Below are 14,073 nucleotides of genomic sequence, written 5' to 3'. Positions count from 1 at the left end.
CATCATGAGCATGCCAGCTGCGATACACGCAGCTCTGCGAGGAGCAAATGCACTACCACTTCGGCCAGCAAGTCAGGTTATGAACTTGGAGCGGCTGGGTTCAATACACCAAAGCCGTTTGAGTTTCATGCGAACCTTGGTACGCCGCATCATGCGTGAGCGTTGGCAAATAGAACTCGTTCACCTGGAGCTGGATGATCTGGCTTATGGCAGCGTTATTTACGAAGTAACGACGCCAAATAAAATATACAGTTTTGTCCTGTTCTCCAATTACTTATCCCCTGAAGAACGTAATGATCGCGTTATTGCCACGAAATGGGACTTGACCATGGCATTAGTGGATGGACAGGTAAATGGCGAGTATCTGGAAACCTTACGCCAACAAGTCCCGTTGCAAGAGGCCGGGCGGCTTGATGCACGTGTATTTGTGCTATCCAGAGCCAATCGCAGTGCGCGTAATTTTGATTATGTTGTTGAACAGTTAGCAAAAGGGGCGCAGCCAGATGTTAAGCAGATAGCCAAAGTTGGCTACTTATACCGCACCACAGCAGTTTATGGCAGTGGCAAGCTAGGTATGGCCGATTGGGAAAAAGTAGCAACTCGCCATGCGGACTTTGCCCGCCCATTTGCAGCAGAAATGTTCGTCTGTCTCATGTTGCGCAATTTTAGTCTGTTTCAGGCTGAATACATTGCTCAGCATCGCTCTCGCGCAACGTACTCTCCCCTGCAACCGGAAGTGAAGCGTTTCTTCGGTATCGGTAACTCGACCGGTTTAGGCATGGCTCCCTATCTGATCAATCATCCAAGACTGATCAATCAATGGATTGAAATGCGCGAACTGGCGCTCGCCAGAGTGCGTGTCCTGGGAAACATTAATGCCCGTATCCAGCAGCAACTCCCGGAGCTCATACACCGCTGTGCACGTCATACCGCTGAAACCGTCACTGAAGATGAGTGGCAAACACACAATAACAAGCAAGTGCTCAAGGATTTGGCTGCCATCAGTGCTTACATCGCGCAGGGGCTCTCTAGCTGGGACGATATCTTGCGCTGGAGTGAGGTGAACTGCTCTTTGCAAGGGCAGGAAATGCTCGTGTCAATCATGCTGGAGCTCTATCCAGAGCTGGTCGATGACCTAGAGGCTTATCACTGTGCGGAAGAATTCCTGGATCTTGACCCGGTCATGCCGTTACAAGAACTCAAGCAGCTTATTGAAGAGCGTTACGGCTGGGCATTACGTTATGACTTTAGCGCGGAAGGAGCAAAAGACACATTCTGGTATCGCTCGGAAGAAAAAATGGAGCCTAGGCTAGGCGATGTTAAGGAAGAACAGGGAAAAGATAAGGAAATGGCATTGGGCGTGGCCTATGCGGTGCGTCGCTGTTATGACCAATTACTTGAGTACATTGTCAAACACCCCGACCACGTAACGGCCCGATTCATGGTCGCCAAGCCCAAGTTACGCGGCATTGTGCGCCGTATACAAAGCATGAGTCGTTGTATCTATGGTGATATACAGGCCAATTTACTGGATCGTGACATTTTGCCTATGCATTTACTGCGTGCGAAATTGGCCTTCTTTGGTGTCGGTAAATTTGATCCACGCTCAAAACTGTGGGTGCGAAACACAATGTTTCAAGGAGCGCCATTACTAGAAGATATAGGAAAAACATTTAATGACGACTGGTTCATGCCCCTCGCTCCTGAGCAACGCGTGCCGTTAGAGGAGAACACATAATGCATGTCTCCATGACGGAATTAAAAACGGTGTTACGTCGCTGTTTTGAAGCGACTGGCTATTTTGTAGGTAACTATGAAGACGCCGCCAACATGATTCTTTGGTTAGAAAAGCACGGCTTAAACGGATTGGAAGAATTGACGCGTGCCCTGCCATACATTGATCAAGATAACGCCAGGCCATTGAGCACCGTGATTTATGAGGATAGTACTTCGGCGATCATCGACAGCCATGGACGCAGTGCGCTTAACTGTATCGCTGCTTCTGTTGACTTGGCACATGCCAAAGCTTTGGCACAAGGCGTTGCGACGGTGACGGTACACAATTGCCATAACCGTATGTTTATTCTCAAAGCCCTAACGGATTGTGGTCGTCGCGGTATTAGTGTTGCTGCTTATTGGCAAAATGGTAGCCAGACACTCATCGAACATACGGCAGCCATCAAGGCCGGGGCGAGATACCCTAGTTATAGCGTGGCGCAAACAAGCCAAAAAGTTAAGGATGAGGATAAACAGGCGCTCACCATTATTTGCAGCTCCAGAGTAGATCTGACATCCTCGTTACAACATCTCAACGCACATCACATTAGTGCGAAGCAGGTGGAATTGAACAAAGAGCAAACCGTGGATTGCGGAATAGAAATTAGTGAGCAACTCTGGGCTCATATCAACAAAATAGGCGAAGGCGTTTTGGTCGAAAGTAGTGAGCGATCTAGACAAGGCGCTGGCGGGCGTTAAGTGCGGCCCAAACGACGAACCACGGCCCCTTCACAACGCTCCCCTCAACCTTGCTCGACGAGCGTTTCAAGGGGGCCATTCGGCACATCACCAGTAAATGGGGGTCTGCCACGCACTTCTCGTCAAACGACAGACATCCCCCATGCCCCTAACCCCGCCAAAAGCACCACCACAACAGGGGGCACCCGCCCTACGGTCAGCAAACCAAACAAAAGCAAAGCCAGCGCAAAATCCGCCCGACTGTGGATGGCACTGGTCCACACCGGGTCATACAGAGCCACCCCAAGAATGCCGACCACCCCTGCATTCACACCGGCCATCGCCGTCCGCATCCCTGCCCTATGCCGCAAGCCCTGCCAAAAAGGCAGGACGCCAATCAAAATCAAGACCGCCGGTATAAAAATCACCACCAGTAAAACCAACCCTCCCAGCCATCCGTGCAAGGGCCCTTGAGCCATCGCCCCGATATACGCCGCAAAGGTAAACAAGGGCCCCGGAACCGCTTGAGCGGCACCGTAACCCACTATCAAATCCGCATTGCTGAGCACACCGCTGGGCACCACCGAGGCCTGCAACAAAGGCAACACCACATGCCCGCCCCCAAACACCAAGGCCCCGGAGCGATACACCCCTTCCAGCAACTGCGCCGTAGACGAACCCGTCGCCACAGCCCACACCGGCAAAGCAAGCAACAAGCCCGCAAACAGCAGCAAAGCCGCTATCCCCACCTTGCGCGACACCGGATACGCATGGGCCTGCTCAGCACCTGCCTGAATTGCATCCAGCCTCCACCAAGCCAGCAGACCCGTAATCGCAATAGCGACAACCTGCCCGAACGCAGAAGGCAGCAAAAGGCTCAACAACGCCGCCAGAATCGCCAAGGCTGCTCTGGCGCGATCAGGACATAAAGAGCGAGCCATCCCCAGCACCGCCTGCGCCACAATCGCAACAGCCACGATCTTGAGACCATGCACCCAAGCAGACTCGGCAACCCCCTGAAACCCGGCCACACTCAAGGCAAACAGAATCAACGCCATCGCCGAAGGCAAGGTAAAGCCCATCCAGGCAGCCAGTAAACCCAACCAGCCCGCACGCCCCAAGCCAATCGCCATCCCCACCTGACTGCTGGCCGGCCCCGGCAAGAACTGACACAAGGCGACCAAATCCGAATAGCTGCGATCATCCAGCCAGCGACGACGCTCCACAAACTCCGCACGGAAATACCCCAGATGCGCGATCGGCCCACCAAATGAGCTCAAGCCCAATTTCAGGAAGGCCCAAAAAACCTCCAGAGGCTTGCCCTGCTGCATCGCCACCTGCTGCGCTAAAGGCGTATTCCTAGAACCATTCATCGCTGTTAGCACTCCCCCGAAAGTCGTCAAATGCACTGACACGCTGCGCCTGAGTCTACTTGTCTTTTGTTATAGCTATGCGAGGTTGCTGGCAGTTAGAGTTAGCACCATCCTGATCCACGTATCTGAAACCATGACACGCCCTGGCATCCACATCGGCCTGCCCGACTTAAACAGAAAAGGTCTCAAAACCAGCTCATCCCAATAGGCTATGATTTACCAGCCATGTCAAACGGACAGAAACCGAGCAAAACCTACCAAGAAAAATAGAGATCATTCATCCAGCGCCATGAGTCAGCCACATCGTGTAGAAGTAAACCAATACCTGTTTTCAAACCTTGCTTTGGCGGAGATAAGATCCAATGCTTATGCTGCTGGGAACTGGCCCTTGGTTTACATCCTCAGCCACAAGGCCAAACGACGCGCCTATGTCGGAGAAACGACCAGTGCGCTAAACCGCCTGAACACCCACCTGCTACACGAGCATAAAAAACTGCTCAACACCGCTCATTTGATCAGCAGTTCACATTTCAACAAATCCGCTACGCTTGATATCGAGTCCACTCTGATTAAATATATGGCGGCTGATGGATGCTTCGAGCTGCTCAACGGAAATCTTGGTCTGACCGATCACAACTACTATCAAAAAGATGAGGTCTACAGTCAAATCTTCCGGGAGGTCTGGGACAAGCTACGAGGCCAGGGAATCGCCAAACACTCGCTGGAGTCGATTGATAACTCTGATGTTTTCAAATACTCGCCCTACAAAGCCTTGTCATTCGATCAACGCCAGAGCCTGATTGAAATCCTGCGCGCTTTGCTTGATGGCAACGTTCGCCACTTGCTGGTTCAAGGTGGTGCAGGCACAGGAAAATCTGTTCTGGCAATCTTCCTGTTCAAACTGATTCACACCGACGAAGCAGAACTGAATCTTCAGGAGTTCTCGGAAGAAGAAAACGAGCTCCGCACACTGCTGACTCAGTTCAAACAACGTTACCCCAATCCCCGCATGGCCCTCGTGGTTCCCATGGCCTCATTTCGGACCACGTTAAAACGCGCTTTCAAGAACGTGGCTGGCTTGCATCCTGATATGGTGATCAACCCATCTAAGCTGGCCCAGAAGGACTACGACATCGTCTTGGTCGATGAGTCACACCGACTACGCCAACGTGTAAACCTTGGATCCTACTATAAACATTTCGACCAGGCATGCGCCGCCTTGGGTTTGGACAAACACACATGCAGCGAGGTGGATTGGGTAACGCAACAGGCAAAAAAAGCGGTTTTCTTCTACGACCCTAATCAATCGATCAGGCCATCGGATGCGAATGCGGCGGACTTCCAAAAAATAAAGCAATCAGAACAGTCGAAGGTCATGACCTTGACCTCACAATACCGCGTCCAGGCAGGCCAAGACTATGTGGACTTTATTGACCGACTTCTTCATATCCAGCTCTCAGAAAACGAGCAACTGCGAACCGGGAAATATGAGTTTTTGTTCTTTGACAACGCAGCTGACTTAGTCAGGGAAATTGAGCACAAGAACCAGCAATATGGCTTGGCTCGACTAGTGGCTGGCTACGCCTGGCCATGGGACTCCAAGAAAAACCCCAAGCTTCACGACATCGAAATAGACACCGTAAAACTGCGCTGGAACCGAACCAATACAGACTGGATCAACACAATCGGCACAGAAAATGAGGTCGGCTGCATTCACACAACCCAAGGCTACGACCTGAATTACACCGGCGTTATCTTTGGGAAAGAGATCAGCTACAACAGTGCCACCAACGAAATTGTCATCGACGAAAACAACTACCTGGATCGTAATGGCAAACACTCCAAAAAAACGGCAACTGAGCTGAAGCAGTACATCCTCAATATCTACAACACAATCATGCTTCGTGGGATCAAAGGCACCTACGTGTATGCCTGCGACCCGGCGCTGCGCGAATACCTGAAAAAACATATTCCCAGCTACCGTCCCACCCAGCCCCAAGAACTGCCACCAGCACCAACACTCGTGCCGTGGGTAAATGCCGTCCCTCTCTATGATCTGCAAGCCGCAGCAGGCAGCTTCAGCGAGCAACAGCACGTAGAACAAACACAATGGGTTGGCGTGCCACAGAATGTAGAACCCAAAAAAGACATGTTCGCCTGCCAGGTTGTCGGTGAGTCCATGAACATGATCATCCCGAATGCTTCCATTTGCCTGTTCCGCCAAGATTCGGGCGGCAGCCGCAACGGCAAGATCGTCCTGGTGGAATGCCTGTCGCCCCAAGACGGCGATGAAGGCACACGATTCACCGTCAAAGAATATGAAAGCACCAAAACCCATACTGAGGACGGCTGGGAACATAAAAGGATTTTCTTGAAACCCCGCTCCAGCGACCCGAGCTATGAAGTCATCGAGCTAAATGCCGATAACGCCTATCGCTATCGGGTGGTGGGGGAGTTCGTGATGCTGCTCTGACCAGCAGCATCCACCCTCATAAGGCCACCATCAAAAAGGTTCAATGGCCTTGAACACACCTGTCCTGCTCATATTGCGCCGAAGATCAAACTGAGCCAGTGCCTCCACCACGTCAATCATCTCAAGAGCCTGGAAATTGAGCTCAGACCATTGAGCACGATCCACATTCACAGAGTACAAATAATCATCACGCAACTGCCCAGTAGCCGGGTCATGGCGCTGAGAAAAACCCGATAGCGTGATGCGCTGAGCAACGGGAAGTGCCGCAAAGGTCTCACCAATAATTCGGAAGCCTACCCCATGCACATGGGCCATATAACGCTTACGCGCCTGAACCATGGGCAAGTCCTTCACAGATAACTTCAACCAGCACCACGGCACGGGCTCCGGCCGAACAAAAGGTATGTTGTACTCACTTTCCCCATATAGCCAACATTGGATCAATCATGGAAAGGAAAGAAGCGAGGCAATACGACATGCTGATACGTTACGTTATTTTCAAGACTACGTATCCTTCAGGATCACGCCCTCCAGACGCCCCTTCTCGATGATTTCCAGCAGCACAGCGCATTGCTTTTCGGTTGGAATTTTCAAAGGAATCTGCATTGCGATCTTGAGTACACCCATTTCCTTTGGCGTGAGAACTCCTTTCTCCAGAAGTGTCCTGTTCAGGCGAATCCAATCAACAGACGGAACCGCCAATACTTTCTTCTGAGCTTCGATCCCGTCGTCGATCTTCTGTGTCTTCCTCGCACTTCGCTCGGTCTCCACTTGCTCATCGAGCGATACCAATTGATCAAAGAACCCAGAGTCCAGACGCGCAGCGATGACGTTGGATTTGGCCTGAATACGTGTCCAGCATCCCTCCCGCTTGCACCACTCACCTATATTCGAAATGCCAGGGGGCGGGTCGATGATGTCCTCATTCACCACGGATGCAGCAGAAGCAATCGCGGCCTCCAGAATTGGATCCACCTTCTGAGCATTCCAGATCGCCAAAAAATCGATCGCCCCGTTCCTGCACCTTGCGATCTCAGCAAGCACGGCAAGCGTATAAGCCACAATGTTGGCTCGATATCCGCCGTTGTACCAAGCCTGCGCGGAAACAATGCGCTCTGTGGCGCGGAAAACCATTCCACGAGCGACAGCCCTCTTGAAGTAGAGCTCGTTAAAGGTATCGGAAGATTTTTCCCACTCGCTTCCGATGCGCTTGGCATACTGCGCGAAGTTCTTCTGCGAACCAAGGTTGACCCAGCGAGGGTGCTCATCCCAGACATTCTCGAATTTTGCGAGGTCTGTCTTTGTGAACATCTGTGGCTTTGGATATTCGGCCTTGAAGCGACGCTGTTCTGCCGGCCTGAGCTTCGACTGCGCATCGGCATACTGACCACGTGCACGCTCATAAAACCAGCGCGTCTCGCGGGTGGCTCCTTTCTGTGCTGGGGCCCAGATGCGCCGTGAGAAGTCTTCCATCCGAACATGGAACGGATGATTCGAGAAGAAGTCGGCAGCATTCACCCTGTTCTGAGTATTGGCGTATTCCGAGATCTTCGGCACGACCATCTCGCTCTGCTGACTGTCGATGACAGAGAGCTTCATCTGGACGAATATTCGGGACAAATCCGCTTTGTCCCGTTTCCGCGTATGGAACAGTGATGCCGTGGTCTGCCCACCATTGACGATCTGAAGGTCGACAACCTTCGTGATCACCAGACCAGAGTCCGTTGTTTCGGTCTCGACGCGCTGTGCAGTGGCCGTAACCCCGTTGTTATAGGCCAAGAACATCTCCGGCTCATTCAGGATGGTTGCTCGGATTCCCTTGTTCACGCTGCCACGAGCCTGCAGGAACGTGCGGACGTTCTGCTCAAGCAGGCGCGCCCCGAATTTTCCGTAAAGGGTTGCAAGAAAATCTGCAGGCATGACCATGAGGAAGGACTGATAGGCATCAGCTCCCAGATGAGCCGGAAGGCTGGCGATGCCCTTGCCGAACATCTCCACGAAGTCCAGATCAAGCGGCTCCTTGTGACTTCGTGAGCTGCGCTGACGATGAAGTCGCGAGATATCCCATACGTGATAGCTGGCGGGAACACCGGCAACGTCCCCTTCAGGAAGGCTCTGCACTGTCCCGCTGAGCGTGCGTTCGGAGAGAAGAATCAGGTTAAGTGAACTGATGCCGCCCCTGCGGTCGGCAATCTGTTTGGCTAGACCGTACCCAGGCGAAGTGACCTCAAGGTCAACCGCAAGATCCCTGTCGATACTTGCCTCGAAAAACTTGGACAGACGTTTGAATGTCGCTTCAAGTTCCGTCTTCGTCAGGGAAGCCAGCTCGGCACGGGCATCGAAATCAGCGACAAAAAGATCGAGGTTCCCCTCGTCATTGAACCAGTATCCATCCACACGTATGCCACCCTGTGGCGGACGATAGTGACACAGCTCGAATCCCTCGGTGAATCCTGTTTCGACAAGTTCAGCAGCAACTGTTTCCATGAATGCATCGAGCTGAAACCCACAAACCTCAGCTTCAGCCAGCAATTCCTGTCGAAAGTCATGGAAGAATTCCTCGGTGGTCTGTTCCATCATTCCCCTCCAAAGATCACGGCCTCATCACACTGATGCGAGGAAATCGCTTCCAGCCTGATGTCGTAGGCGACGTTGGCGATCCCAGCCTGAAGTTTCGAGCGCACAAGGCGAGGAAATTCTTCACTGACGCAATAAGTGAGTGTTTCACTAACAACGAAGCGTGGTTGATCGTACTCAGGGAGCGGTGCGTAGCCGCGAGCCACAAGCTTCCTGTCGAAGGCTTCGACAGCGTCCGCCTCATCAAGCAACAGCTGAACCTCAAAGACGATTTCATTTAGCGAGCGTGCTACTGCAGAATCGGCCAGACTGCTCATCCTGTATACACGCAGGAACAGCAGGTCATTCAACGATTCAAGTTGATCTTCCGATGAAATTCTAATACTGCTTCGTTCAGTACCCGACAGTGATTTGACCTCGACCGCCGTTTTGCCAAAGATGAAGTCCTGATGCGATCGTTCCGGGCCAAGCCAAGATTCGACTGCAACTTCGCTTGGTATTTTCCGATTGATCAGCTCCATCAGAAATACGATTTCGGCGAAGATACCTCGAACATCCTCAGCAGAAAGATGCTGGCTTCTGCCGGAAAGGAATGTTTTCCAACGGCGGAGATGCAGCAGCGAAACTGCCAGGGAACTGGCCGAATCAGTGGCGTTCTCCAGCACGAGTGCAAGGCTGCGACACAGCCCCTCGAAGAGATCGCGATCAACCTCCCTTTCAAGCGCAAGGATCAGACGTTGCCGCCCGCTGTCGCCGGCGCGAAGATCGACATCGACACCGTTGACTGTGACCGCGTTCTTACGATACTGGACCGCATGATCCCCCTGAAGCTCAACGATGAACAGGCAAGAACCATTAGCATCACGTCCCCAGAAGCAGGGAACTGCAGTTTTCACAGCAACCTGACGGACATTGAAGTCCGCTCCTGGAATGGTGATTGCATCCCACGGTGAAGACTCAGGCATCGTAGTCCTCCTCATCGTCAGGGTCATCGACATAGCCTTGCATCTGCTTGAGCCAGACCTTGTTAACGACGACATTGATGGTCGTCAAATAGTCTCCGAAAGGGAAACTGATGCCGAAAGCGGCAATCGGACCTGCCACAGAATCCCCCTTGGGTTCCAGGCTGTGAATCATGAGGAGAGGTTTCTCGCGAACCTCACGGTAATGGGTATCAGAGACGGCTCCCAGGCCGTCTTTCCCTTCGGCAAGAATTTTTGCCTTCTCGCGCTGTGGATCACTGAGCCCCAGTTTCTCGTCACCACGCGAAGCAACCCTGTCTTTGTTCAGACGCCAGGAAGAGCCCGCAGGTTGATCCTTCCCAACAACTCGCACCTGATTCCGCAGTGTGAAAGGAGCATCGCCACCCGAGCCCGCTGAAGGTGATATCAACAAAACATCGGCCCAAGGGCGTTTTGCCGCTATTCTTTCAAGATAGCTCACCACATCGGACTTCTGCCCCGCAAAGTTCGAATGACATTCAAACTGAATGAGGAAGTCTTCGATCACCTGAACCGGCACGTCCTTAAAGACGAAACCCTTCTCGGTCAGCTCCTGAGGTCGTCCACCAAAACCATTTTTCCAATGATCTGTGATCAGCGAAAAATTTCTAGCATTCACTTCGGAATCTGTGGACACAATGTAGCTCTCGCGAAGTCGCCCACTGAAACTTTGTTCAACCGTTTCCTTCTTGCCAGAACGCATCTTGTTCACCGCCGTGATCAGCAGACTGTCTGGATGCGCACGAACGTAAAAACCAAAATCCTTCGGACTGAGGCGATCGCGTCGCATGCGTTTGACCTGCTGCACCAGCTCTTCGGCGGCACCAGCGATATGTGAATACCAGTTTATGGAGTCTCGGGAAAGATGCACGCGGCACAGATCCTCGAAGCCTGGTCGGTAGCCGAACCAGCGTCCCATCTGCATGAGGGTGTCGTACATCTTCGTGTTGCGGTACATGTAGCTGATGGTCAATCCCTCTATGGTCAAGCCTCGTGAAAGGCTAAGACCGCCGACCGCTACCGCCGTCAGCCCGACGCCTTCCTTCTCGTACCGGGTGTAGTCGAGCACTTCGTCACTCTTGCTATTGATGACGAAAAGATGAAGATGCTCGAAAACGTCATGGAGAGCCGACTTGACCTCCGCCCACGTGCTTCCCGCGTCGGCATATTCGTCATCGAATGCTTGTTTCAGCCCCTGCATGTAAATATTTCTTGATGAAACATCTTCCGGCATCGCGTAGTTGGCGAGAACCGCTTCCCTGATCTTCTTCTCCCTGAGACTCAGGAAGTCACGAACGGCCCTCTGTACGGGCACGAATCGCGAGACGTTAACCATCATCGAGCAATGCTTCCCTGCTTGACCGCGCAGGTTCCGGATGGCCCGGGCGACGATGAATTCGTCCAATGCGCGATAGAGACTAGGCGGCAATTCATGAGTGGAATCATCCCTCTTGTGGGAATAGGGAATAAAATTCTCACAATCATCAATCGGTCTGACGATCGAATCACTGGTTTCCTCGTTGAGAAATACCTTTTCCGCACCAAAGTAGGTGGTTGGTGCATCCAGACAATAGATGAAATCACGAGGGAAAAGCTCTTCCCGGACATCATCGCCATAGGCATCCGGATTGATGAATATATTGGCAAATGGCGTTGCCGTATATCCGACATAGCAGGATTTCGCAAAAAGCCCAAGAATTCGACGAATCATCGCATTCGTCTTGGTCGGATCCAGATCTTCCTTGTTCGTGTTGATCGAGGCATTGTCGGCCTCGTCGTCAATCAACAGCATGGGAACATCGGAGATGCGATCTCCACCTCCGGCGTTGAGCGCCTTCAGCCACTTGTGCAATGCAGTGAGCGTCGTGACGTTTTTCTTGATGATCAGAATGATCGGCTTGCTGAAATCGTTGATCTTCCAGCCACTCTTGGCTGCAGTATTCTTATTGAAGTCGCCGTTGATGTTGGTAAGGGTGGCCGGATGTGGATAGCCCGGCGTGAGACCGACACCAATGTTGCGGCGATCCTCTGGATCACTCGATCGACCGATGAAAGCCTCGTCAATTCGCTGCTGTGTCTGTCTGCGAAGGTTGTTGTGAATGCCTGCGATGACGACAATGAACTTATACCCCGCATCGGCGGCACGAGCTATCAGACCAGTGTAGTTGGCCGTCTTTCCAGACTGCACATGACCAATAACAAGGCCACGTCGATTCCAGCTCGTTCCTTCGCTCAGCGGGTCCTGAAGATGCCCCAGAATGCGTGTGGTTACATCGCTCAGCGACTGGACCATTTGCGGAGGCCAGCCCTCGTTGCGAAGGAATTCCTCGTACGCCCTGGCGTATGTCCAGTCAACATCCTCTCGCTTGTGAACCCATTGGTCATCGTGCTTTGCATCGACGTCAACAAGTGAAACTCCCGCTCCCATGCGAGTCACAACAGACTCCATGGCTTCGGCAACAATGTTGCGCAGATCTCCCTCATATCCGAATATCACGGCAATCTGTTTTGCCTTCTCCTCCACCTGCTCGCGCGTCGGCGTTTCCGGCATGTTGGCCAAGCCTGAAATCAGTGCATTGGAGATATTCCGCTCCTGAGTGACAGCCGTCATGCTCATGCAAACTCCTCACTTATGTATTTATCGATCAGGTCTGTCTGGCCGTCAAAAAGATGTGTGGATCTGACGACCTGAAGAAATGCCTTGGCATCCCCGGGGCCTGTCCCGTAAAGGGCCTGACGCAGACCCCTCAGCCTCTCCATGACTTGACTTTCATCCGCCGATCTCTGATTGATCTCACGCGGGTGCGTCGAATAGTCCGAATAGATCATTTCGACAGGCAGGGAGCCCGCAACTGATTCAAGCAGCACGCGAAGCAGCTCTGCATCCTCTGGAGGAAGCTTGTCTGCCAGGGAAGCAATGATTGGATGCTGGGCATTGATTGCGAACCGAATGCCATCATGATCGGCATAGCGTTCCCAGAGCGGGGCCTGGGTTTCCTGAAACAGTTTCTGCCCACGTCCCCGATGTACCTTCACGCTACGGCCCGTGATCTGGCTGATGATCTGACGCAAGCGCTCACGAACCATATGCGGTGGGCGTGCACGTGATTTCTTGATGTCGATTGTCCAAGCCTCATCCAGGCTGTTGGGAAAGTCAATCTGCACACGGGCCAGCTTGGTCGCTTCCCCTTTCGGCACCAGTCGGAACCAGTCTCCCCATGCCATCAGTCGGCCGTTCCGGTAGACGTAGCCCCCCTGATTCGAGATGAAGTCACTGCGATCCTGGTAGAAGTCATACTCGGACGCGGAAAGCCGACTGTGATGAGGCAACACATAAGGCTGCAGACGCACTTCGGCATCACCAACCCGGACTATCTCCTCCGGGAGCATCTGAGTGGCAGGATTTTTCCTGCAGAAAGGGTCGAACGTGGCAACAGGATGACCATTGATGGAAATCGAGATTCTGGAGTTTCCCTTGACCTCACCGGAAAGAAAACGGTGAAAAACGAGGGATAGATGCCTCCCTACCACCTCAAGCTTCTCGTTGACGATTTCCTGGCTGTGATCTCCAGCTTCATCTTCCATCAACCGGTCGAGCCTCTGCCAGATGACGGCAGTGCCTCGGCTGCCCAGGCGTTCGGTGTGTGGCAGCGCACGGACGTCAGCTTCATCGAGAATGCTCAGAACCCAGTCGTCCGCTGCATCGATACGATCCAGGTCCCATTCGGCACCGCAAACCTTGCCATCCCTCTTGCTCACAACCGTGAGGGATCGACACTGGGAGAACGATGCAGTCTTCAGTCCAAGGCCGAAGCGCCCGAGATCCTGTGGAGAACGCTGCTGTCGTGGGTTTCCGGTTCCATGACGCATTGCAGCCCGCAGCTCCACCTCGTCCATGCCTCTGCCATTGTCGAGAATGACAAGCACAGGATGTTCGCCCGAAACATCGCAGACGATATCGATCGCATCCGCGCCTGCGGAAATGCTGTTGTCTATCAGATCCGCGATAGCTGTTTCAAGTGAATAACCAAGATCTCTCATCGATGCCGAAAGGCATGCTGCACTTGGTGGATGTCTACATTCCCTCGCCATATCGATACTCCCCCTTCAACGTGCTCCGCTGTCAGCAACGTGCTAAGCTTCTGAGCATATACAGCGGCTTTTTTTCATTCAACGAATCGGCCTTCTTCGATAC

At 52.7% G+C, this 14,073-nt stretch carries 9 protein-coding genes; 3 read left to right on the top strand and 6 right to left on the bottom strand.

What is annotated here, in order from left to right:
• The first annotated feature begins 4 nt into the window (after positions 1-4).
• On the top strand, positions 5-1,738 hold the full coding sequence (locus ACDI13_RS12450; protein ID WP_316990151.1) for a hypothetical protein: 1,734 nt from the start codon (positions 5-7) through the stop codon (positions 1,736-1,738).
• The gene (locus tag ACDI13_RS12445) at positions 1,738-2,475 is read left to right on the top strand and encodes a DUF3726 domain-containing protein (protein ID WP_316990152.1); all 738 of its coding nucleotides are present in this window, start codon (positions 1,738-1,740) and stop codon (positions 2,473-2,475) included. Before ACDI13_RS12450 ends, ACDI13_RS12445 begins: the two co-directional genes overlap by 1 nt.
• 122 nt (positions 2,476-2,597) lie before the next feature.
• Here ACDI13_RS12445 and chrA read toward each other — a convergent pair whose 3' ends face one another.
• On the bottom strand, positions 2,598-3,827 hold the full coding sequence (gene chrA / locus ACDI13_RS12440) for a chromate efflux transporter (RefSeq protein WP_372372471.1): 1,230 nt from the start codon (positions 3,825-3,827) through the stop codon (positions 2,598-2,600).
• A 289-nt stretch (positions 3,828-4,116) separates the two neighbouring features.
• Between chrA and ACDI13_RS12435 the strand changes: the two genes are divergently transcribed.
• Positions 4,117-6,300, top strand: a complete 2,184-nt coding sequence (locus ACDI13_RS12435) for a DNA/RNA helicase domain-containing protein (RefSeq protein ID WP_316990153.1) — start codon at positions 4,117-4,119, stop codon at positions 6,298-6,300.
• Between the two features lie 30 nt (positions 6,301-6,330).
• On the opposite strand, the gene ACDI13_RS12430 is transcribed toward ACDI13_RS12435, so the two are convergent.
• The 5 genes from ACDI13_RS12430 to ACDI13_RS12410 all read right to left on the bottom strand — a co-directional run bounded on the left by ACDI13_RS12430 (position 6,331) and on the right by ACDI13_RS12410 (position 13,919).
• Positions 6,331-6,666 carry a hypothetical protein gene (locus tag ACDI13_RS12430; RefSeq protein WP_372372470.1) on the bottom strand — a complete coding sequence of 112 codons (336 nt, stop codon included), beginning with the start codon at positions 6,664-6,666 and terminating at the stop codon, positions 6,331-6,333.
• A 138-nt stretch (positions 6,667-6,804) separates the two neighbouring features.
• Positions 6,805-8,880 (bottom strand): AIPR family protein, encoded by a 2,076-nt coding sequence (locus tag ACDI13_RS12425; RefSeq protein ID WP_316990155.1) that lies wholly within the window; start codon positions 8,878-8,880, stop codon positions 6,805-6,807.
• A complete protein-coding gene (locus ACDI13_RS12420) occupies positions 8,877-9,842 on the bottom strand; it encodes a PD-(D/E)XK motif protein (RefSeq protein WP_316990156.1) in 966 nt (321 codons plus the stop codon). The genes ACDI13_RS12425 and ACDI13_RS12420 overlap by 4 nt, the downstream gene beginning before the upstream one ends.
• Positions 9,835-12,495 (bottom strand): Z1 domain-containing protein, encoded by a 2,661-nt coding sequence (locus tag ACDI13_RS12415; RefSeq protein WP_316990157.1) that lies wholly within the window; start codon positions 12,493-12,495, stop codon positions 9,835-9,837. Before ACDI13_RS12415 ends, ACDI13_RS12420 begins: the two co-directional genes overlap by 8 nt.
• The gene (locus tag ACDI13_RS12410; protein WP_316990158.1) at positions 12,492-13,919 is read right to left on the bottom strand and encodes an ATP-binding protein; all 1,428 of its coding nucleotides are present in this window, start codon (positions 13,917-13,919) and stop codon (positions 12,492-12,494) included. Before ACDI13_RS12410 ends, ACDI13_RS12415 begins: the two co-directional genes overlap by 4 nt.
• Between the last annotated feature and the right edge of the window lie 154 nt (positions 13,920-14,073).

The sequence above is a fragment of the Alcaligenes faecalis genome (genome assembly GCF_041521385.1).
Classification (GTDB): domain Bacteria; phylum Pseudomonadota; class Gammaproteobacteria; order Burkholderiales; family Burkholderiaceae_B; genus Alcaligenes; species Alcaligenes faecalis_E.
This window is presented reverse-complemented; position numbering and strand designations above follow the sequence as displayed.